20 protein-coding genes are annotated in these 20,256 nt (G+C 71.1%); 10 read left to right on the forward strand and 10 right to left on the reverse strand.

Translation table 11 applies throughout. The annotated features are described in order from the left end of the window. Positions 1–33: 33 nt before the first annotated feature. On the reverse strand, positions 34–1,644 hold the full coding sequence (locus tag VMI11_10425; protein ID HTY72821.1) for an MDR family MFS transporter: 1,611 nt from the start codon (positions 1,642–1,644) through the stop codon (positions 34–36). Next, positions 1,641–2,300 (reverse strand): TetR family transcriptional regulator, encoded by a 660-nt coding sequence (locus tag VMI11_10430; protein HTY72822.1) that lies wholly within the window; start codon positions 2,298–2,300, stop codon positions 1,641–1,643. The genes VMI11_10425 and VMI11_10430 overlap by 4 nt, the downstream gene beginning before the upstream one ends. A gap of 114 nt (positions 2,301–2,414) precedes the next feature. Between VMI11_10430 and cax the strand changes: the two genes are divergently transcribed. After that, positions 2,415–3,482: a calcium/proton exchanger gene (gene cax / locus VMI11_10435; protein HTY72823.1), complete on the forward strand. Its 1,068-nt coding sequence runs from the start codon at positions 2,415–2,417 to the stop codon at positions 3,480–3,482. 29 nt (positions 3,483–3,511) lie between these two features. Here cax and VMI11_10440 read toward each other — a convergent pair whose 3' ends face one another. Further along, on the reverse strand, positions 3,512–3,775 hold the full coding sequence (locus tag VMI11_10440; GenBank protein HTY72824.1) for a hypothetical protein: 264 nt from the start codon (positions 3,773–3,775) through the stop codon (positions 3,512–3,514). A gap of 397 nt (positions 3,776–4,172) precedes the next feature. Here VMI11_10440 and VMI11_10445 point away from each other — a divergent pair, with 397 nt between their 5' ends. Continuing rightward, positions 4,173–5,648 (forward strand): glutamate--cysteine ligase, encoded by a 1,476-nt coding sequence (locus tag VMI11_10445; protein ID HTY72825.1) that lies wholly within the window; start codon positions 4,173–4,175, stop codon positions 5,646–5,648. 123 nt (positions 5,649–5,771) lie between these two features. On the opposite strand, the gene VMI11_10450 is transcribed toward VMI11_10445, so the two are convergent. Continuing rightward, a complete protein-coding gene (locus VMI11_10450; protein HTY72826.1) occupies positions 5,772–6,968 on the reverse strand; it encodes an amidohydrolase in 1,197 nt (398 codons plus the stop codon). A 312-nt stretch (positions 6,969–7,280) separates the two neighbouring features. On the opposite strand from VMI11_10450, the gene VMI11_10455 reads away from it, so the two are divergent. Further along, positions 7,281–8,963, forward strand: a complete 1,683-nt coding sequence (locus VMI11_10455) for a hypothetical protein (protein ID HTY72827.1) — start codon at positions 7,281–7,283, stop codon at positions 8,961–8,963. Here VMI11_10455 and VMI11_10460 read toward each other — a convergent pair. Both VMI11_10460 and VMI11_10465 read right to left on the reverse strand, forming a co-directional pair. Next, positions 8,947–9,618, reverse strand: coding sequence for a cytochrome b/b6 domain-containing protein (locus VMI11_10460; GenBank protein ID HTY72828.1), 672 nt, complete (start codon positions 9,616–9,618; stop codon positions 8,947–8,949). The genes VMI11_10455 and VMI11_10460 overlap by 17 nt on opposite strands. Positions 9,619–9,629: 11 nt before the next feature. Further along, positions 9,630–10,334 (reverse strand): molybdopterin-dependent oxidoreductase, encoded by a 705-nt coding sequence (locus VMI11_10465; protein ID HTY72829.1) that lies wholly within the window; start codon positions 10,332–10,334, stop codon positions 9,630–9,632. A gap of 66 nt (positions 10,335–10,400) precedes the next feature. Here VMI11_10465 and VMI11_10470 point away from each other — a divergent pair, with 66 nt between their 5' ends. Further along, positions 10,401–11,087 (forward strand): DUF429 domain-containing protein, encoded by a 687-nt coding sequence (locus tag VMI11_10470; GenBank protein ID HTY72830.1) that lies wholly within the window; start codon positions 10,401–10,403, stop codon positions 11,085–11,087. 25 nt (positions 11,088–11,112) lie between these two features. Here VMI11_10470 and VMI11_10475 read toward each other — a convergent pair whose 3' ends face one another. Beyond that, complete coding sequence (locus VMI11_10475; protein ID HTY72831.1) at positions 11,113–12,339, reverse strand: pyrophosphate--fructose-6-phosphate 1-phosphotransferase; 1,227 nt, start codon at positions 12,337–12,339, stop codon at positions 11,113–11,115. 44 nt (positions 12,340–12,383) lie between these two features. On the opposite strand from VMI11_10475, the gene VMI11_10480 reads away from it, so the two are divergent. From VMI11_10480 to ygiD, 3 genes are all read left to right on the forward strand, one after another. After that, positions 12,384–13,622, forward strand: coding sequence for an aminopeptidase (locus VMI11_10480; GenBank protein ID HTY72832.1), 1,239 nt, complete (start codon positions 12,384–12,386; stop codon positions 13,620–13,622). A gap of 2 nt (positions 13,623–13,624) precedes the next feature. Next, positions 13,625–15,148 carry a bifunctional 3'-5' exonuclease/DNA polymerase gene (locus VMI11_10485; GenBank protein HTY72833.1) on the forward strand — a complete coding sequence of 508 codons (1,524 nt, stop codon included), beginning with the start codon at positions 13,625–13,627 and terminating at the stop codon, positions 15,146–15,148. Positions 15,149–15,217: 69 nt separating this feature from the next. After that, positions 15,218–16,060, forward strand: coding sequence for a 4,5-DOPA dioxygenase extradiol (ygiD, locus tag VMI11_10490; GenBank protein ID HTY72834.1), 843 nt, complete (start codon positions 15,218–15,220; stop codon positions 16,058–16,060). 6 nt (positions 16,061–16,066) lie between these two features. Here the strand turns inward: ygiD and VMI11_10495 are convergent, their stop codons facing one another. From VMI11_10495 to VMI11_10505, 3 genes are all read right to left on the reverse strand, one after another. Next, complete coding sequence (locus VMI11_10495) at positions 16,067–16,393, reverse strand: GNAT family N-acetyltransferase (GenBank protein HTY72835.1); 327 nt, start codon at positions 16,391–16,393, stop codon at positions 16,067–16,069. 125 nt (positions 16,394–16,518) lie between these two features. Beyond that, a complete protein-coding gene (locus tag VMI11_10500; protein HTY72836.1) occupies positions 16,519–17,277 on the reverse strand; it encodes an N-acetyltransferase in 759 nt (252 codons plus the stop codon). 436 nt (positions 17,278–17,713) lie between these two features. Further along, positions 17,714–18,418, reverse strand: coding sequence for a hypothetical protein (locus VMI11_10505; protein HTY72837.1), 705 nt, complete (start codon positions 18,416–18,418; stop codon positions 17,714–17,716). A 440-nt stretch (positions 18,419–18,858) separates the two neighbouring features. On the opposite strand from VMI11_10505, the gene VMI11_10510 reads away from it, so the two are divergent. From VMI11_10510 to VMI11_10520, 3 genes are all read left to right on the forward strand, one after another. Then, on the forward strand, positions 18,859–19,146 hold the full coding sequence (locus VMI11_10510) for a hypothetical protein (protein ID HTY72838.1): 288 nt from the start codon (positions 18,859–18,861) through the stop codon (positions 19,144–19,146). 10 nt (positions 19,147–19,156) lie between these two features. Beyond that, complete coding sequence (locus VMI11_10515; GenBank protein ID HTY72839.1) at positions 19,157–19,738, forward strand: hypothetical protein; 582 nt, start codon at positions 19,157–19,159, stop codon at positions 19,736–19,738. A gap of 62 nt (positions 19,739–19,800) precedes the next feature. Continuing rightward, positions 19,801–20,130, forward strand: coding sequence for a hypothetical protein (locus tag VMI11_10520; protein HTY72840.1), 330 nt, complete (start codon positions 19,801–19,803; stop codon positions 20,128–20,130). Positions 20,131–20,256: the final 126 nt, after the last annotated feature.

The following is a 20,256-nucleotide window of genomic DNA, read 5'->3' on the forward strand; positions in this document are numbered from 1 at the left end:
CATGGACCGACCAACGCCGAACAGTTACGTGGCTCACGCGATCTCGGGCTCCGCCGTACCAGGGGCCGTCGCCGCGGCGAGCTCGCGGTCCAGGTCGTCGGTGTCGGCTCCATGGGACCCGTGCGCCTTGCCACCGTGACCGTGCAGGGGGACGTGGGGCATGAAGAGCGCCATCACCATCCCGACGAGCAGGAACGGGACGGCGTACAGGAACACCGAGCCCAGCGAGTCGGCGAAGGCGGCGATGTACTTCGTCCGGACCTCCGCCGGTAGCGCACGGATCACCTTGATGCCCGTCGAGCGGCCGACCGTCGCCGCCGCGGCGCCGAAGGCCTTCGTGAGCTCCTCGGCGAGGCGGTGGTTGAGGATCGACCCGAAGACCGCCACCCCGATGGCACCGCCGACGGAGCGGAAGAACGTCACGGTGCTGGTGACGACACCGATCTCCTCGCGGCGCGAGACGTTCTGGGCGGCGAGGACGACCACCTGCATGACCATGCCGATGCCCAGCCCGAGGACGACCATGAAGGCCAGGGTGAACAGCTCGTGCGTCGTCGAGGACATCGTGGACAGCAGGAACATCCCGGCGGCGGCCACGGTGGTGCCCGCCAGGGGGAAGAAGCGGTAGTGCCCGGTCCGGCTGATGTACTGCCCGGAAGTCAGGGATGCGGTGAGGATGCCCGCCATGAGCGGGAGCAGGAACAGCCCGGAGCTGGTCGCCGAGGCGCCGTGCACGAGCTGCAGGTACAGCGGCAGGTAGCTGATCACCCCGAACATCGCGAAGCCGAGCAGGAAGCTGATGCCGGTCGAGAGGACGAAGGTACGTCCTCGGAAGAGCCCGAGCGGGATCACCGGCTGGGCCGCCCGCCGCTCGGTCAGCACGAAGATGCCCAGGGACACGAGGAAGCCCGCGACAAGCCCCAAGATGACGCCGGAGCTCCACGCGTACTGCGATCCGCCCCACGTCGTGACGAGGACCAGGCAGGCGATCGCCAGGGTGAGGAACGCCGCCCCCGCCCAGTCGATGACCGGACGCAGGATGGCGCGGGTGTTCGGCAGGACGGCCGTGGTGACGACGAGCGCGACGGCGCCGATGGGGATGTTGACGTAGAACACCCAGTGCCAGGACAGATGGTCGGTGAAGAAGCCACCGATGAGCGGTCCGGCGACGCTCGCGGCGCCGAAGGTGGCGCCGAACAGGCCCTGGTAGCGGCCGCGGTCGCGCGGCGGGATGACGTCAGCGACGATCGCCATGGCCAGCACCATGAGGCCACCGGCGCCGAGGCCCTGCACACCGCGGAAGACGATGAGCTCGGTCATGGTCTGGGACAGACCGGACAGCGCGGAGCCGATGAGGAAGATGACGATGGCGATCTGGAAGAGGTGCTTGCGGCCGTACAGGTCGCCGAGCTTGCCGTACAGCGGCGTCGAGACCGTCGCCGTGAGCAGGTAGGCCGTCGTCACCCACGCGATGTGGTGCAGGCCCCCGAGGTCACTCACGATCGCCGGAAGCGCGGTCGCGACGATGGTCTGGTCGAGGGCGGCAAGCAGCATGCCGAGCAGCAAGCCGCTCATGACGATGAGGATCTGGCGATGGGTGTAGACCCGCGGCGTCGCGGGCATCTGGGTGGTCGGCTGGGTCACTGGTGTGCTCCGGTACGTCGTCTCGGGCGAGGGGTCGGGGGGACGGGCAGGCCCGCGGCGAGCAGGCGGAAGGCCTCGTCGATGTGGGCGGCGAGCGGTCGGGTGCAGTCGGTGGCGCGCCAGCGGGCCATGGCCGTGCGCATGGCGGCCAGCGCGACAGCAGCGACGAGGTCGGCGTAGCTGCTGTCCTCGCGGCTGAGCCCGGAACGGGCGGCGACGGCCTCGGCCAGCGCGCGCTCGCCTTCGGCGAACCCGGCGAGGTGGCGGGGCAGCAGCTGGGGGTAGTCGTTGACCAGCGTCATCCGCAGCTGCCAGTCCTCGACGCCGGCCGCCATCTCGTCGGCCTCGGCGACGAGGACGGCGTGCAGCGCCATGAGCGGTGACTCGTCGGCGGGACGCTCGAGCAGCGCGGCGGCGACGCGGGCCTGCTTGTCGGGGTCCCTGCCGAGGAGGGCCTCCTCCTTGGAGGAGAAGTAGTTGAAGAAGGTCCGTGGGGCCACGTCGGCCGCGGCAGCGATGTCGTCGACCGTCACGTGGTCCAGGCCGCGCTCGGCGACCAGGCGGAGGGCGGCCCGCTGCAGCGCCCGGCGGGTGGCGAGCTTCTTGCGCTCTCGCAGCCCGGCGGGGTGCTCGGCGGTACCCACGGTGGTGGTCATGGACCCGAGTGTGGCAGAAACTTGCGTGCTCTGCAACTTTGCTCGGCACGCAATGATCTCCCACCCGGCGGAGGGCGCCCGGCTCCGACGGGCGGGACGGCAGGATGGGCGGCCATGGGGGCGGCCGGGCTGGGGCGGGGCGACGTACGGCTGATCGTCGCCGCCGCCGTCGCGGCGGTGCTCTCCGGTATCACGCACGCCGTCTCCTCGGGCGACGTGGCGCCGTTCGCGGTCAGCGCCGTGGCCCTCGCACTCTTGGCCGCCCTGGTCGGGCGCGCCGTCGACGCCCTCGGCGACTCCCTCGGGCCCGGGGCGACGGGCGTGCTGCAGTCCGGGCTGGGCAACCTGCCCGAGCTGTTCGTCTGCCTCTTCTCGCTGCACGCCGGCCTGTACGCCGTCGTCCAGGGCACGATCGTCGGCTCGATCCTGTCCAACGTCCTGCTCGTGCTCGGCCTGTGCTTCATCGTCGGCGGGGTCCGCCATGGCACGCAGACCTTCGCCGCGGACCGCGCACGGACCACCGCGCTGCTCCTCGTCCTGTCCGTCATGGCCCTGCTGGTGCCCTCGCTCACCGCCGCGCTGCACACGCCGGCCTCCGGCCACGAGAAGGCGCTGTCCGTCGTCGTGGCCCTGTCGCTGCTCGTTCTCTTCGCGCTGTCCCTGCCGGGCACGCTCGCTCGGGAGAACGCCGCCGCCGAAACCGCGGAGGGCGAACGGCCGGCCCGCTGGCCGCTCGCAGTCGCCGTCGGCGTGCTGGCGCTGACGGGGCTGGCGGCCGCGCTCGTCTCGGACTGGTTCGTCGACGGCCTCACGCCGGCCATCAACGCGCTCGGCATCTCGCAGACCTTCGCCGGCCTGGTCATCGTCGCGATCGCCGGCAACGCGGTGGAGAACGTCGTCGGCATCCAGCTCGCCGCCCGCAACCACACCGACTACGCCCTGTCGATCGTCCTGCAGTCACCGCTGCAGATCGCCCTCGTGCTGGCCCCCGTGCTGGTTCTCGTCGCGCCTCTCGTGGGCGCGTCGTTCACGCTGGTCCTCTCCCCCTTGCTCATCGCCGTGCTCGCGATGGCCGTGCTGGTCACCATGCTCGTGGTGCTCGACGGGGAGTCGACCTGGCTCGAGGGCAGCATGCTCGTCGCGCTCTACTGCCTGATCGCCACCGCCTTCTGGTGGGGGTGAGCAGGGGGCGACCGATGGCGGTCGACCGGTTAGGGCGTACCCAAGACTTGGATAACGCCCAAGAGGCCCAACACTCCGGCCGCAACGATGAGCAACGCGTGCTTCCAGCTGCCCAACTCAACGGTGGGCTGAAGTGTCAGCAAAGCGGCGCCGGCGAACACGAGGATCACCGGGTTCCAGCGGTTGTCCAACCAAGCGACGATGCCGAGCAACATCGCAACAGCGCAGAAGGCGACTGGCATTGCGGCGACCACTCGATGCCATGCCCTGCGGATCTTGCTGCCCTTGGTCAAAGATCGTTCATCCCGGCTGGGGAACTCATGGGCACCTCGTCATGGGCTCCGCGTTAGCGATGGGTCCACAGAGGCATAGCCGAATTCAAGAGTATCGCCAGAAGAGGAAGAACCGGCCATAGCCAGGCTGGCACTTTCGGCTGCGACCGTGCCTTGCGCTCTGCGGAATGGTCCGAGTCTTCCAACAGACAGACTTGAGGCGGCCGCAGATGCGGTACCCGAGGGACCTTCCGGACCGGCGCCGGCCGGCCGCTTGCATGAGGTCAGTGCTGCGTCAGTGGCTCCCGCCCGCCATCTCACCGTGACTGGTGCCCCTTGCGGCTGTGGGAACCACCGGCCTCAGGCCTTCTGACCTGCGAGGATGCGCGGCAGGCGCGGTCGTGGCAGGAGGTGAGCCATGGGTGAGGACATCACACCTCAGGTGTTCACGCGGGAGGACCGCCAGCGCTACCGGACCAAGGTGCACCGCTGCCTCGACGCCTTCGCCCTGATGCTCGCCGAGTCCCGCTTCGACTTCGAGGAGCCGATGACGGGGATGGAGGTCGAGCTCAACCTGGTCGACGCCGAGGGCGAGCCGGCGCTGCGCAACTCGGAGGTGATCGCGCAGATCGCCGACCCGGCGTTCACGACCGAGCTCGGCCGCTTCAATTTGGAGATCAACGTGCCGCCCCGGAGCCTGGCCGGCGACGGCGCGGCGACGTACGAGCGCGACGTACGCGCGCAGCTCAACCAGGCCGAGTCGCGGGCCCGTGAGATCGGCGCGCACATGGTGATCATCGGGATCCTGCCGACCCTCGGCCCCGAGCACCTCACCCACGACGCCATCAGCGCCAACCCGCGGTACGCCCTGCTGGACGAGCAGATGCTGCTCGCCCGGGGCGAGGACCTCCACCTGGACATCCGCGGCGTCGAGGACCTCGACACCTACGCCGACTCGATCGCGCCCGAGGCGGCGTGCACCAGCTTCCAGCTGCACCTGCAGGTGAGCCCCGAGGACTTCGCGGACCACTGGAACGCCGCCCAGTGCCTGGCCGCCGTGCAGGTCGCGGTCGGCGCGAACTCGCCGTACCTGCTGGGGCGGGAGCTGTGGCGCGAGACGCGCATCGCGCTGTTCACCCAGGCGACGGACACGCGCCCGGAAGAGCTGAAGGCCCAGGGGGTACGTCCCCGGGTGTGGTTCGGCGAACGCTGGACGACGAGCGTCTTCGACCTGTTCGAGGAGAACCTTCGCTACTTCCCCGCGATCCTGCCGGTGCTGGACCCCGAGGACCCGATGGCCGTCCTCGAGGCGGGCGGCACACCCTCCCTGCACGAGCTGCGCCTGCACAACGGGACCGTGTGGCGCTGGAACCGTCCCGTCTACGACGTCGTGGGCGGCCGCCCGCACCTGCGGGTGGAGAACCGCGTGCTCCCGGCCGGCCCGACGGTCGTCGACATGCTGGCGAACGCGGCGTTCTACTTCGGCGCCGTCACGGCGCTCGCGAGGCAGGACCGCCCGCTGTGGTCGCAGATGTCCTTCGCCACCGCCGAGTCGAACTTCGCCACGGCGGCCCGCGGCGGCATCGACGTGGAGCTGTACTGGCCCGGGTACGGCGACCTCCCGGTGAGCGAACTCGTCCTGCGCCGCCTGCTCCCGCTGGCGCACGAGGGGCTGCGCGAGTGGGGGGTCGACGACGACGTACGGCAGCGCCTGCTCGGGATCATCGAGCAGCGCTGCGCGAGCGGGCGCAACGGGGCTGCCTGGCAGGTCGCCGCGGTACGCCGGTTCGAGGCGGCCGGCGCCTCCCGGCTCGACGCGCTCCGGGACATGACGCAGGCCTACGTCGACCGCATGCACACCAACGAGCCGGTGCACGCCTGGCCGCTCCCCTAGACCCGCTGCCCTCGACCCGCTGCCCTCGACCCGCTGCCCTTCACCTGCTGGCTGAACCCACCGGCCGGGGGCCGACGATCTTGAGAGATGCCGAGCCGCCACCGGCGTGTCGGCAGGCATCTCTCAAGATCGCGCGGGGTCCAGGCCGTCGAGGGCGGCGAGCGCGGCGCGGGCGAGGACCCGTACGCCGTACCCGATGCAGCGCTCGTCCACGTCGAAGGTGCTGGCGTGCAGGTCCAGCCGCGGGCCGTCGGAGGCGGGGTCGTGGACGCCGAGGCGGGCGTAGGAGCCGGGCACCTCCTCGAGGTACCACGCGAAGGAGTCCCCGCCCATCGAGTGCTCCGCGGCCACCACGGCGTCCTCCCCCAGCACCTCGCGTCCCGCCTGGGCCAGCAGCCCCGTGGCGGCCTCGTCATTGACCACCGGGGGGACACCGCGGAAGTAGCCGATGTGCCGGGTCGCCCCCGTCCCGGCGAGCACCTCGTCGACTGCCGCCTCCAGCAGCTGCGGGGCGCGCGCCCACGCCGCCGGGGAGGGCGTGCGCAGCGTTCCGCGCAGGACCGCCTCGGCCGGGATGACGTTCGGTGCCGTGCCCGCGTTCAGCGACCCGAACACCAGGGCCGCCTGGCCGTCCGGCTGCGCGAGCCTCGAGACGACCGACGGCAGGTCCGCGGCGAGCCGACCGGCGACCGCGACGAGGTCGACGGTCAGGTGCGGACGTGCGGTGTGCCCGCCGGGCCCGTGCAGCCGCAGCTCGACCAGGTCGGAGGCCGAGGTGATGGGTCCGACCCGCACGGCCAGCCGCCCGACGTCCAGCTTCGGGTCGCAGTGCAGCCCGAACACCGCGCTCGCGCCCTCGATCCACCCGTCCTCGATCACCTCGACCGCTCCCCCGGGCACGGTCTCCTCCCTCGGCTCGAAGACCAGCCGGACCCGGCGGGCCCCACCGAGGAGGGGGTGCAGGACCAGCCCGGCGCCGAGGACGACGGTGGTGTGGACGTCGTGCCCGCAGGCGTGGGCGACCCCGTGGTTGCGCGAGCGGTACGGCACGTCCTTGGCGTCGGGCATGGACAGCGCGTCGATGTCGGCGCGGAGCACGACGTACGGCGTCCCGGCCTCGATCCGGCCGCCCAGGTCGCACACCAGCCCAGTGCCCGACCGCAGCACCACCGGGGCGAGCCCCTCCTGGCGCAGCCGCTCCGCGATGGCCGCGGTCGTCTGCACCTCGGCGCCGGAGGGCTCCGGATGGGCGTGCAGGCGCCGCCGCACGTCGACGAGCTCGGCGGCCAGGGCGCCCGCGCGCTCGTCGATCGTGCTCACGCCGGGCAGCCTACGGGCGCCGGTCGGCGGGGCCGGTGGACGCGGCTGTGCCGCGCGGTCGCGGCCGGCACCGCCCGCTCCGGCCAGGGGACAAACCCGTGCAGATGGGGATGAACCGGACAGAATCTCACCCCTCGTACCCGTGTCGTCGCGCACGGTCGATGGTGTTTGTCCTCCTCGCCGTCATCGCGCAGACTGTGCGCCTAACGGGGACGCCGGCCGGGTGCCTCCGCAGGACTGGGGGGTCCCATGGGTCGGGTACGTCGGCGCGCACGCGGGGGTTCGCGCGCCCTGGGGACCACGTCTGCGGTCGTGGCCGCCCTGGCCCTGGCGCTGCTCGGGACGACGCTGTTCATGTCGAGCGCGCGGGCCGCGACGACGTACACCCTGCTCGTCAGCACCGGCTGCGCGCGTCCGAACCCGGTCGCGCTGAACGGCGCGGTCGTGTCCGGGAGCGTGTACGCCTACACGGACCCGAGCACCGGCATCAAGTCGGTGTCCTACTGGCTGGACGACCCGACCCAGTCCGGCGCCGCGACGCACACCGAGGGCACGACGCCGTACGACTTCGCCGGCGGCTCCCCTACCTGCGCCAACCCATGGGACACGACCAAGGTCGCCGACGGCACGCACACGATCACCCAGGTCGTGACGCCGACCTCGGGCTCGGCGCAGACCTACACGGCGACGTTCACGGTGAACAACACGACTCCCCCGTCCTCGAGCACCGCCAGCTCCTCCTCGGCGAGCACGGTCTCCAGCTCGGCCAGCACGGCCAGCTCGTCGGCCAGCACGGCATCGTCGTCGGCGAGCACGGCGAGCTCCAGCGCCAGCACCGCGTCCTCCTCCGCGAGCAGCGCCTCGACGTCGACGAGCACGTCGACGTCGAGCTCGTCGGCCTCCACCTCCTCCAGCGGGACCACCCCGCCGGGCGGATCGCCGGGCTGGGGACAGCTGCAGCCGCTGAACCTCGACTGGACCCGCGGGCCGGCGAGCACCGCGATCGGCGCGCTGCTCGGCAACCAGCTGACCAACCTGCGCTACGAGATGAACCGCATCGGCCTCGACGTTCCTGACAAGACGACGACACTGCACACCAAGCCGGACGCGACGGTACGGCTGCGCAACACCGGGACCACCCCGATCACCATCAACTCGATCAGCACGACCGGCCCGTTCACGCTGGAGACGACGCTGACCGGGCCGCAGGTGATCCCGGCAGGCGGCACCTTCGACGTCAGCGTGCTGTTCACCTACTGCCGTACCGGCTGCTCCTCGAGCACCCCCAAGGGCGTCCAGAGCGGCACGTTGACCGTCAACAGCACCGACCCGGGCTTCCCGACCGAGACCGTCTCGCTCTTCGGCGACTGGCAGTACGACGCCTTCGGCGGCAACGAGCTCACCGTCCAGCAGTTCGTGAACACGACGTTCGGCATCAAGACGGTGCTCACCGGGCCGGGCGCGAAGTACATCAACTACGGCAACGGCCTGTACGCCGCCGTCGGCGACGAGGTCCTCTCGCCGTACTGGACGGCCGCCACGTCCGGCCCGGTGTACGTCCGCCAGATCATCGCCACCCACGGGCCGAACGGCCACGAGCCGTTCGCCTGGTTCACGCAGGGCAACCTGGCCGGCAAGCACGTCTTCCTCATGCAGGCCGCCACGGACGCCCAGACCGTGCTGCCGGGCGGCAGCTCCGGGCCGAGCGCCGAGGCCTCCTTCAGCCCCGGATCGGCGGTCTTCGGGTTCAGCATCAACGGCACCGAGAACACCGACCCGACGCTCACCGACGCGGCCGGCCTCGCCAACGACGCCCGGCACGGGTGCGATGTCGTCAACACCCAGTGCGGTCACCACACGCGCATGTACCCGGTCAAGAACTCAGCCGGCAAGGTGATCCCGAACCTCTACCTGCTGCTGGTCGACTCCGAGGGCACGAACCTGGACTTCCAGGACGAGATCTACCTGATCAGCAACATCACTCCGGCTTCCTGACCTCCTGCGCCGGCTCGTCGGCGGTGTCCAGCTCCTCGAGCCAGCCCCGGTGCTCGAGGAGCGCCCAACGCCGGGTCACCGTGCCGTGCCGCATACCGGCGCGCGCCTCCGGGTCCTTGGCGGCCATCACCCAGTGGCCCACGACGGCGACCAGCACGGCCAGCGCGAGCCAGTCGTGGACGAAGGTCGCCCCGGTGCGCCAGGCGAGTGGCCACAACGCGGGGCGCCACATCATCACGCCGCTCGCGAGCATGACGAGGACGGCGCCGAGCACGAAGGCCGCGTAGAGCTTCTGCCCGGCGTTGAACTTGCCGACCCGGATCCGCCCCGAGCGCCGGTCTCGCGCGCGCAGCCACGACCAGTCGGAGGGGCGGAACCGGTTGAACCGCCGTACGTCCTCCCGGAAGGCCGGGGAGAACAGCAGGCCGAGCACGATGGGCACCGGCAGCAGCAGGCCGCACACGATGTGGATGCGCGAGACGATGAAACGCCGGCCGACGAGCTGGCTCAGGGTGGGCGCCGAGAGCATGGCGGCGGTGACCAGGCAGCCGACCATGAGCAGCGCGAGGCTGCGGTGCACCCAGCGCTCGCCGCGCGTGAAACGGGCGACACGCTCCCCGTCGGCGTCCACGCGCACCTTGTCGACGTCGCTCACGGGCGGGCGCCTCAGTCGCTGTAGTACGCGTCGATGGGGTAGCCGTTGTCCTCCCAGAAGCCCGGGATGACCGACGAGGTCAGCTCGATGCCGGAGAGCCACTTGATCGACTTGTAGCCGTACATCGGGGCGACGTACAGCCGGACCGGCCCGCCGTGCTCGTGCGTCACGGGCGCACCGAGCATCTGCAGCGCCACGATCACGTCGTCACGGTGGGCCTGCTCGAGGGTCAGCGACTCGGTGTCGGCGTGGTCGAAGGAGGTGAAGCGCAGGGCCACGGCCTCGGCGGTCGGGGACGCCAGGGCCAGGACGTCACGCAGCAGCACGCCGCTCCAGTGCACGTCGGGGACGCGCCATCCGGTGACGCACTGGAAGTCGTGCACGAGGTGGGTCTGCGGCATGGCGGCGAGCTGGTCATAGGTCAGGTGGACGGGACGTTCGACCAGGCCGGTGACCGACAGGGTGTACTCGGCCGGGGTGACCTTCTTCACCGGCCCCGCGATCGAGTAGTAGCGGAAACCGCCGCCGGTGGGCAACAGCTGGGCCAGGCCGGTCGGGTCCTTGGCCTCGACCCCGCTGAGCGCGTTGGTGACCCGGCTCCCCACGGCGACGCCGACGGCGCCGAGCCCGAGCATGGCGAGCACGATGCGCCGGCCGACCGGGGTACCGCGCTGGTCCTCGGGCCGCCGGCTGGGAGCAGTCTCTGGGGACGACATGCCTCCATGGCAGCACGCCTCGCGGCGCCAGGCCAGCGCAGGGTCGGCGAGTCCTACGCTGACCCGATGCCCCGGGTGCTCGGCGTCGACGCGTGCCCCGCGGGTTGGGTGGGGGTTGCGCTGGGGTCGCACGGCGTGCGCGCCTACGTCGAGGAGTCAGTAGCGGACCTCGTCGCGGTCGCCGCCGCCGACGGCGTCCTGGACGCGGTCGGCATCGACATCCCGATCGGCCTCCCCGACGAGGGGCCCCGAGCGGCCGACGAGCTGGCCATGGCGGCGATCGGCCCGCTGCGCTCGGCGGTCTTCACGACCCCGATCCGGGCGGCGGTGCTCGCCGAGGACCATGCCACGGCCAGCGCGGTGAGCCGGCGCGTCGCGGGCTTCGGCATCTCCGTGCAGGCGTACGGCCTCCGGCACCGCATCCTCGAGGTGGAGGCCTGGGTCCACGCGACCGGGCTCGACGTGCGCGAGGTCCACCCGGAGGTCAGCTTCGCGGAGATGGCCGGCGCCCCGCTCTCGGTCCGCAAGAGCACCTGGGCCGGCGTGGAGCGGCGACGGGAGCTGCTGGAGCGCGAGGGAGTTCAGCCGCGCGGCGACCTCGGCCTGGCCGGTCGCGCAGCAAAGGTCGACGACGTGCTCGACGCGGCGGCCGTGGCCTGGACCGCGGCTCGCGTGGCCCGAGGCGAGGCCCGCTCGCTGCCCAGCCCGCCGCAGACGTTCAGCGACGGATGGCCGGCGGCCATCTGGGTGTGAGGTCGACGGCCCGACGGGCGGGCGCTCAGTGCGCGGTGACCGGCTGCCCCTTCGGCTGCCCGATCGCGGCGAGCAGGTCCTCGAACCAGGGCGAGCCCGGGTCGAAGGCCTTGCCGCCCTTGATGCGCGGGAACTCGATGACGCGCAGCGCGTCGCCCGCCTCCTCGTCCTGGCCGACGACCCCGCTCTCGCCGCGCAGGGCGGCGTCGACGGCGAGGTCGGTGCAGCGGGCGATGAGGGCGAGGTCCTCCGCATTGGCGGCCGCAGAGCGCGCGAAGTAGCCGCTCTTCTGCACCATCGTCTTCTCCGCACCAACAAGTCCGGCGAACTGCTTCGCGAACCAGGCTCCGGGGTTGATGGTGTCCAGCTTCACGTGCCCGAAGGCGTCGCGAGCCGGCTCCTCGCCGCGGCTGATCATCTCCTCGACGATCGTGTCGACCCCCGCACCCTCGGACAAGAAGATGTTCACGCAGCCGATCTCGTCCATGACCGCCTCGAGGCGACGCGACTCCGCGGCGATGTCGAAGTCCAGCTCGGGGACGTACACGGCGTGGACGTCCCAGCGCTGCCGTTCGTGCCCGAAGCCGGGGAAGTCCTGCTCGGACAACCACTCGCGGTAGCGCTGCGCCGTCGCGCCGGTGAGCCAGCCGCAGTGGCGCCCCATCACCTCGTGCACGATGAGCATGCGAGGGCTGGAGGAGTGCTCGGCGAGTATGTTGCGGGCGAAGATCGCGCCCTGCTCCGCGGCCGTCCACGCGCCGAGGCTCTGCCGGATCGGCACGATGTCGTTGTCGATCGTCTTCGGCAGGCCGACCACGGTCAGGTCGTAGTCGTTGCCGGCGAGATAGGCGGCGAGGTCCGCCGCGGTCGTGTTCGTGTCGTCGCCGCCGATGGTGTGCAGGACGTGGACGCCGTCGCGGGTCAGCTGCTCCGCGGCGACGTGCAGCGGGTCCTGCCCCTCCCGGACGAGCCCGCGCCGCACACAGTCCGCGACGTTGGTGAGCTTCACCCGGCTGTTGCCGATCGGGCTCCCGCCGAGGCGGTGCAGCAGCGCGGCCCTGGCCCGGATCTCCGGGGTGACCTCGACGTGGCGGCCCTCCAGCAGGCCGGCATACCCGTCGAGGTAGCCGATGATCTCCGTGTCCGGCGAGACGACCGAGTAGCGCTCGATGAGGCCGCCGACGGCCGAGGACAGGCAGGGCGCGAGCCCGCCGGCGGTGAGCAGCGCGACGCGACGTGGGCTCTCAGGCATGGCTGCGAGCCTATCGAGGGCGACCGTCCGGATAGGTTCGCGGCATGCCTGTCACGCCCGCCCCCGCCGAGCGCCTCCAGCGCTACGCCCAGCTCGCCGTCCGCGTCGGCGCCAACGTCCAGCCCGGGCAGGAGGTCTTCCTGCGCGCCGACCTCGAGCACGCCCCGATCGCCGAGGCGATCGCCGAGGAGGCCTACCGCGCCGGGGCGTTCCGCGTGACGGTCGAGTTCCAGGACGCGCGGGTACGCCGCTCCGCGCTCGAACACGCCCCGCTCGAGGCGCTGACGTCCGCGCCGGAGTGGATGCTGGCGCGTCTTCGTGAGCTCGACGAGGCCGGAGCCGCCCTCATCAGCCTCACGGGCAACGCCGACCCGCACGCCTTCGACGGCCTCCCGGCGGAACGCGTCTCGGCCGTGCCGCTGAACCTCGCCCAGGAGTCCCGTCGGGTCACCTTGGGCGGTCGTGTCACGTGGACGATCCTGGCCGCGCCGAACCCGGGGTGGGCGGGTGCGGTGTTCGGGGAGCCCGACGTCGAGCGGTTGTGGGCCGCGGTCGGGGTCGCCATGCGCCTCGACGAGGACGACGTCGTGGCGGCGTGGCGCGAGCAGCACCGGAAGCTGTCCGGGCGCGCGGGCGCGTTGACGGCTCTCGGCCTGGACGCGGTCCGCTACCGGGGTGAGGGCACCGACCTGACCGTGGGGCTCGTGCCCGGCTGCGTCTGGACCGGTGGTGGCCTCACCCGCGACGACGGGCTGACGTACATGCCGAACCTGCCCACCGAGGAGGTCTTCACCTCCCCCGACCGCAGCCGCGCTGACGGCACGATCCGGCTGACCCGCCCGCTCGTCATGCCGCGGGCGGGCGCGGTGGTGGAGGGCCTGGTCGTCGAGTTCGCCGGCGGCCGCATCGTCGACGTCACGGCGGACAGCGGCGTGGACCTTGTCAGGGCCGAGCTCGACACCGACGAGGGAGCGCGCAGCCTGGGCGAGGTCTCCCTGGTCGACGGCTCCTCCCGCGTGCGCGCCGCCGGGGTCGTCTTCCACGACACGCTGTTCGACGAGAACGCCGGCTGCCATGTGGCCTGGGGCCAGGCCTTCCCGTTCGCCGTGGCGGGCGGGATGGACAAGTCCAGCGAGCAGCTCGCCGCCCTCGGCCTCAACACCTCGAGCGTGCACACCGACGTCGTCGTGGGCGGCCCGGGCGTCGACGTGGACGGGATCCTCCCCGACGGCGGTGTCGTCCCGATCATCGTCGACGACCGCTGGGCGCCCGAGTTCGCCTGACCGTGCCCGTCGCGCTGACCTCCCAGGGTCTGCAACGGCTGGCGGACGACGGCAGCCCGCTGGAAGGACCGGAGGAGCCCGACGACCTGGCGGAGGCGGTGGCCGGCCTGGAGGCCGTCGAGCACCCCCGGTGGGTGTGGGAGTCGACCGCGGCGACGTACCCCGGCCTCCTCGCCCGCGGCGTCCGGCTGCGGCGCTGCCACGACCTGTCCCTGACCGACGCCCTGCTGAGCGGGCGTGATGGTCACTGGGCTCCTCCAGGACCCGGGCCGACCGAGGGGACCCTCTTCGACGTCGAGCCCGACACCGAGACGCTGCCGGTCCGCTACCCCCGCCAGCTGGCTGCGATCGAGGCCGCGCTGGGTGAGACACCGGGGTTCCGGCTGCTCGTCGCGGCGGAGTCGGCGGCCTCCCTCGCGGCGGCCGAGATGACCCACGCTGGGATCCCGTGGCGCACCGACGTCCACGACGCGGTCCTCGAGGCGGCGCTGGGTCCGCCTGGTCCGGCCGGACCGCAGCGCCTGCGGGAGCTGGCCGAAGCCATCGGGGCGGCGTTGGACGAGCCCACCCTGAACCCGGACTCCCCCGAGCAGCTGCTGCGCGCCCTGCGCCGGCAGGGCCTGGTCGTGCGGTCCACCCGCGCCCGCGAGCTGCAGCGCGTCGACCACCCCGCGATCTCGCTGGTGCTGCAGTACAAGGAACTCTCCCGCCTGCACAGCGCCCACGGCTGGGCCTGGCAGAGGCGGTGGGTGCACGACGGGCGCTTCCGCCCCGAGTACGTCGTCGGAGGCGTGGTCAGCGGCCGTTGGGCCAGCCGGGGCGGCGGGGCGCTGCAGATCCCGCGCGAGGTCCGGGCCGCCGTGGTCGCCGACCCCGGCCGCCGCCTCGTGGTCGCCGACGCTCGCCAGCTCGAGCCGCGCGTCCTGGCGGCCCTGTCCAGGGACGCCGGGCTGGCCGCCGCTGCCGCCGGCGGCGACGTGTACGAGGCGGTCGCCACCCAGGCCTTCGCCGGGGACCGCAGCGCGGCCAAGGTCGGCCTGCTGTCGGCCATGTACGGCGGGGCCAGTCCGGCCCTCACCACGCTGCGCCGCTCCTATCCCGACGCCTTGGCGCTGCTCGAGGCGGCCGCCCGGGCCGGCGAGCGTGGGGAGCCGGTGCGCTCGGTGCTGGGCCGGACCAGCCCTCGATGGGACCCCGCTTGGGCGGAGGAGGGCGAGGACACCGCGGGACGGGAGCGGGCGTGGGGTCGCTTCACCCGCAACTTCGTCGTGCAGGCGAGCGCCGCCGACTGGGCCAACGTCTGGCTCTCGCTGCTGCGCGGGCGCCTGGAGGGCCAGGCCGGCGCGGAGCTGGTCTTCTTCCAGCACGACGAGGTGGTGCTGCACGTCACGGAGGACGTGGCCGGAGCGGTCGCGGACGCCGTGTCGAGCGCCGCGGACGAGGCGACCACGTTGGTCTTCGGTCAGACCCCGGTCTCGATCCCGCTCGCCGTCGCCGTCGTCGACGGCTACGCCGACGCGAAGTGAGCCGGCTCCGCCGGGCTGACATGATCGGGGACGTCTCGCCGAGAGGGGCACGCGTTGAGCACCGAGACCATGCCGGCCGCCTTCGTCGGCCACGGCAACCCGATGAACGCGCTCGAGGTGAACCGCTACTCGAGGTCGTGGCGCGCGTTCGGGGCCTCCGTGCCGCGTCCTCGCGTGATCCTCGTGGTGTCCGCGCACTGGTACATCAACGCCACGGCCGTCACCGCGATGTCGAGACCGCGGACCATCCACGACTTCTACGGCTTCCCGCAGGTGCTCTTCGACGTCGAGTACCCGGCGCCCGGGATGCCGGACCTCGCCGAGGAGATCGCCGACGTCGTGCACCCGACCTGGGTCGGCCGCGACATCGACAGCTGGGGCATCGACCACGGCACCTGGTCGGTGCTGCTGCACGCGTTCCCCGATGCGACGGTCCCGGTGGTGCAGCTGTCGCTCAACGCCGAGAAGGACCTCGACTACCACCTCGACCTCGGACGCCGGCTCGCGCCGCTGCGCGAGCGAGGGGTGCTCATCGTCGGCAGCGGCAACATCGTCCACAACCTGCGAGCCGTGGACTTCGCGCAGCCCGACGCCGGTTACGACTGGGCGGTCCGCTTCGACCAGGCGGCGAAGGAGGTGCTCGTCGAGTCGCCGGGCGACGTACCGCTGCTGGACCGCCACGCGGACTACCGCGCGTCGGTGCCGACCCCCGACCACTTCCTGCCGCTGCTCTATCTGGCCGGGCCCGCGAGCGACACCGAAGAACGGCCCGAGCTCCTCGTCGACGGCTACTCGGCGGGTTCGCTGTCGATGGCGGCGTACACCCTCGGGGCGTCCTGCCCGCCCGTCGACGACGGCGATCCGGCTGCGGCTCTGCTCACCGACGTTCCGGCGGACCAGACCAACCTCTGACCGCGATCAGTCGCTCGGCAGACCGAAGCGCTCCCGTTCTCCGACCGGCACGAGGTCGAGGTACTCGCGATGTCGTCCGACGTACGCCTTGGTGAACGGGCAGAAAGGCAGCAGCGCGGAGCCTTCCGCCCTGATGCGGTCGAGCGCCCCCTTGACCAGCACGCTGCCGAGCCCGCGGCCCTCGAAGGCCGGGTCGACCTCGGTGTGCACGATGGCGACGACGCCGGGATGGCGCTCGTACGCGGCGAAGCCGGCCACTCCCCCGCCGAGCAGCACCTCGAACCGGTGGAGCTCCACGTTGTCGCGCACCGAGACCTCGGGTTCTTCTGTCACGCCTCGAACGTACGCGGCGCGGGCCGGCGGCGTGCACACACCGTCGCCGGGCCATCGCCTGGGACGTGAGGCATCACGTTGCCGGCGCCAGCAACGCCCCAGCGATAGCCAGCGTCAAGCTGGGTTCATAGGCGGTGATGCATCCAGACGTTGGGCTCGTAGTAGCGGCCTTGATCAGCAGCACGGTCGACCGCGACGGTCGTCAACCCTCTCGGGAACCAGTAGTCCCCATCCTCGGGGAAGGCCAGCCCCGTCCATGCCTCCCAATCGGCGACCGTGGACGTGATCCGCAGGGACTGGGCTTCGGCCTTGAGGACTGTAGCGCCGAGGCGTTCGTGCGTGCGCATCCATGGGTCGAACAGTGAGCCATCGGGCCGCCGCCAAGCGGCGTACCTCTCGATCGGCACGAGCGGGTACTGCTCCTTGGCGCTCGGTCGAACTGGTGCGATCAACGATGAGTAGCCGTGCCTTCGAGCAACCGCCGACATGGCCTCAAGCGCGCGAGCGCTCACGCCGCGCTGCTGGACAGCCCTCGGCACGGCCACCAGGAGGGCGCACAGAGCGTCAGGCTCGCCGCCGTCGAAACCGCGTGCGAGTGCCCCGTCGATGCCCGCAGGCAGATCCTCGACGGTCCCATCCCAGTGCAGCGGGATCGTGCGGCATCGGGCGAGGATCTGCTCATCCTCGCCCAGTAGGTGGAACTGGAAGTCGGCGACCTCTCCCGTGAGACGTGGCCAGTAGACGTCGAGAACGTCACCGTGGTTGTTGTACTCGGGCAGCAGGTCGTTCGTGCACAGCCACGCCTTCTCGGTCAAGTCCGGACGCTCTGAAACGGTGAACGCCGTGACAGCGCCGTCATTGCCTTGCAGGCGCAGCGGGGACATGCGAGGACGATACGGTCCTCCGAGCCGATCTGCCGTTCCGAATCAACGGGTCGAGGAATGACCCGACGGTCGCGCGGGCTTTGGCCCCTTCCTGGTCAGCTCGGAGTCGGATCTCCTATGGCGCGCCGGTAGTGGACGACGGGGACGGGATGGAATCCCAGCGACTCGTAAAGTGAGCGCGCGGGGCGTGGAACCAGTCTCCGCCGGTGGCGACGGACAGGAACACGCGACGGACTGTCCGCGCATGGCAGTGATGGCGTGTTCACACAGCTCCCGCCCGAGGCCGTGTATTCGTGCGTGTTGGGTCCGAACACCTCGATGGTGAGATCGATGAGTGTGGACAGGTCTGACGGATCGAAGGAGCGGAAGTTCGTCTTGGTCGGTGGCAATCGTTGAGGGGGGACAGTTAGTCGAGGTGTCCGCGACGGCGGGCGGGTCACGCTCGGTCGTGGCCGCCGGGCTGCCCGTCCAGGAGACGTACCACCAGTTGCAGCACGGGTATCGCAGGGGGGAGGTACAGGGTCAGATCCCATCGACGACCGATCACGTCGACGTGCCCGGGCTCGACCGATGCGGACACCCGGAGGGCGCCAGACGGGGTGACCACGGTCCCCATCTCGCCCTGCAGGGTGACCGTCTGTCGTCCAACGACGTGGATTTCACGGAATGTCTGGACAACTTCGACCCAAGCCGAGTCGTCATCGGCCTCGACCCAGAGAGCACAGCCCTCGTCGGTCAGCTGAGTCTCTCCATGTCGGCCATTTCGTCGAGGTCGAGCCATCGGTCGCTCGCGATCGTGAACCAGCACCCACTGACTCCGCCCGAGCTCCATCGCTGAGTCGAAGTTGGTCGCCTTCAGGAACTCCGCAGCGCGCCGCGCCTCGTCCATGCTCACTGAACCGAGCAGTTGGTCTTGTCGCTCGGGATCGACGATGGCCACGCATCCAGGCAGCGGGGCACGGATCCGGTGTTCCTCCCACTCCTCGAGGGTCCAGTCGCCCGGCGCTGGGTCGACAAACCACCACTCGCCCGCGAGCGAATCCCCATCATCGAAGGCGCGACCAGACTCGTCCAGAAGTTGAATTCTGATCCCGTCGACCAATGCCACAAGGCGGTGAACTTCTCCTGCCGTCATCGCCACGGTCCAGATCCTAGGGTGGCGGGCTCTGCCCACTCGCCGAGAACGATCCGTCTTGGGATGTAGAAGGCAGCTGGCTGTTCAGCGTGGAACCGGCACTCGCTCGCGGGCGTCGAAGGAGTGTGCGCGCATGGGCTCTCGGCGTGGTCGCTGTGGCCGGCGTCGTCGCAGGGTGCACCGGATCGGCGTCGCAGGGTCTGAGGCCCACGGCGGGGCCTTCGGCCGCCACACGTACCGTCCAGCTGTTGCCGGGCTGGAGCGTCCAGATTCCGTCGTCGTGGTACACCGCCGAGCCGGGGGGCTTGACTGGAACGGTCGTGTACGACCTGCTGTATGTCAGTAGCGCCAAGCTCGAGGAGTCCTGTCCTCCTCTGACCCCGTCCGGCAAGGCCTGTGCACGTGGCGTCTACGAGCCGGTCTCTCCCCCTTCGGACGGTGTGGTCATGCTCTGGGTCGAGACGCAGTTCGACTCCGGCCCGGACGTCGACCAGATGCCCGGACGTGCGATCGTCGTGGACCACTATCCGGCCAAGGTGCGAACCGCCGTTCCCGGGCCACCGTGTTCCACGGGTACGGCCAAGGAACTCACCGCCGCAGTCGCCATCGACCCGAAGGATCCTGGCGTCCGCATGCAGCTGACTGCCTGCTTCGGTCCACACGCCTCAGCGCAGGTCCATCGCGAGGTCCAGAAGACGCTCGAGAGCCTTCGCGTCCAGCCGTTGAAGAGCTGACGGTCCAAGCGTGGCGCTGACTCCCGAAGAGGTGGACGAGGCTGCGGCCCAAGCCCGACGGCGGCGTCTCCCGCGCGATCTCGTCATTGCATCGGCTGTGCTGTTGGCCTTCGCCTCAGCGATCCTGGCGATGCAACTGCGTGGTTCGGATTCCCGGCCCATCTGGCTAGGACACGTCGTTCTGGCCTCCGGTTCCGACGGCGCCGGAACGTGGCGTCTGGTCGGTTTCATGACGGCTGAAGGCGAGTTCTGCCTCGAAGGCGACTTCGCCGGGCCGGCGAGCCCCGGCCGGTACGCGGCCGAGGGTGGCGCGTGCACATTCGACGACAGTCCGAGCGGAGGCTACTGGTACAGCAGCTACGGGCCAGGTTCGAGCGATTCGGCCCTTTCCTACGGACCACTGCCCACCGAGGCGATAGCCATCCAGGTGACCAGGACCGTCACCGTCGCGTCGCATCCTCTGCCGAGGGAGCCGGGCTGGCCGCGGGGGCGATTCTGGGTGTTCTACGACTCTGGGCACGACGTCCTTCTGGACAACCTCCGACCGATGAGCTCGAGCGGGCAGCCGGTCGCCTTCAAGGACTTCCCCTAGTCCCGCAGCAGGGTGGGTGCCGTTCGTGCGCCCCGCAGCGAGATCGATGAGATGATCGAACCGTGACCACCAGTGGCGATGCCCCTCCGCGTCCGGTGGTCGGGACGCCAGTCCTGCTCGGACTTGGGACCACCACGCTCGCCGTTCTCGTCGGTGTCGAGCTGCTGCTCGGGCTTGGTCTTCTCTGGGCGGCCATTCTTCCGATCACCCCGGGGCTACGGGTGCTGGCGGGCGCGCTCTGGCTAGCCCCCTTCGTTCTGGGCGCCGTCGTGTGGCGGTGGGTGATCCGCCCCTCCGCGGACCGGTCACTCGCCGTGCTCGCCAGCGCAGGCGTCGCCGTCGTCATGTTGTTTCCGTATGCGATCCTCGGTGCGATCGGGTGGTTCGTCTGACTTGACCGTGTGCGCCTCCGGCGATCTCGGAGGCGTGGCGACGAGGAGGCGTGCACCTCGTCGCCGGCCAACCCCCTGGTCGCTGACCTCGGCCCGCGAGACGTGCCGATAGGCGCCACGGACCGG

The sequence above is a fragment of the Actinomycetes bacterium genome (assembly GCA_035506535.1).
Classification (GTDB): domain Bacteria; phylum Actinomycetota; class Actinomycetes; order DATJPE01; family DATJPE01; genus DATJPE01.

Excerpts from the sequence above, each read along its gene's own strand:
- VMI11_10430 (HTY72822.1), bottom strand. The coding sequence starts at position 2,300 with ATGACCACCACCGTGGGTACCGCCGAGCACCCCGCCGGGCTGCGAGAG.
- cax (HTY72823.1), top strand. The coding sequence starts at position 2,415 with ATGGGGGCGGCCGGGCTGGGGCGGGGCGACGTACGGCTGATCGTCGCC.
- VMI11_10445 (HTY72825.1), top strand. The coding sequence starts at position 4,173 with ATGGGTGAGGACATCACACCTCAGGTGTTCACGCGGGAGGACCGCCAG.
- VMI11_10465 (HTY72829.1), bottom strand. The coding sequence starts at position 10,334 with ATGTCGTCCCCAGAGACTGCTCCCAGCCGGCGGCCCGAGGACCAGCGC.
- VMI11_10470 (HTY72830.1), top strand. The coding sequence starts at position 10,401 with ATGCCCCGGGTGCTCGGCGTCGACGCGTGCCCCGCGGGTTGGGTGGGG.
- VMI11_10475 (HTY72831.1), bottom strand. The coding sequence starts at position 12,339 with ATGCCTGAGAGCCCACGTCGCGTCGCGCTGCTCACCGCCGGCGGGCTC.
- VMI11_10480 (HTY72832.1), top strand. The coding sequence starts at position 12,384 with ATGCCTGTCACGCCCGCCCCCGCCGAGCGCCTCCAGCGCTACGCCCAG.
- ygiD (HTY72834.1), top strand. The coding sequence starts at position 15,218 with ATGCCGGCCGCCTTCGTCGGCCACGGCAACCCGATGAACGCGCTCGAG.
- VMI11_10500 (HTY72836.1), bottom strand. The coding sequence starts at position 17,277 with ATGTCCCCGCTGCGCCTGCAAGGCAATGACGGCGCTGTCACGGCGTTC.
- VMI11_10510 (HTY72838.1), top strand. The coding sequence starts at position 18,859 with ATGCTCTGGGTCGAGACGCAGTTCGACTCCGGCCCGGACGTCGACCAG.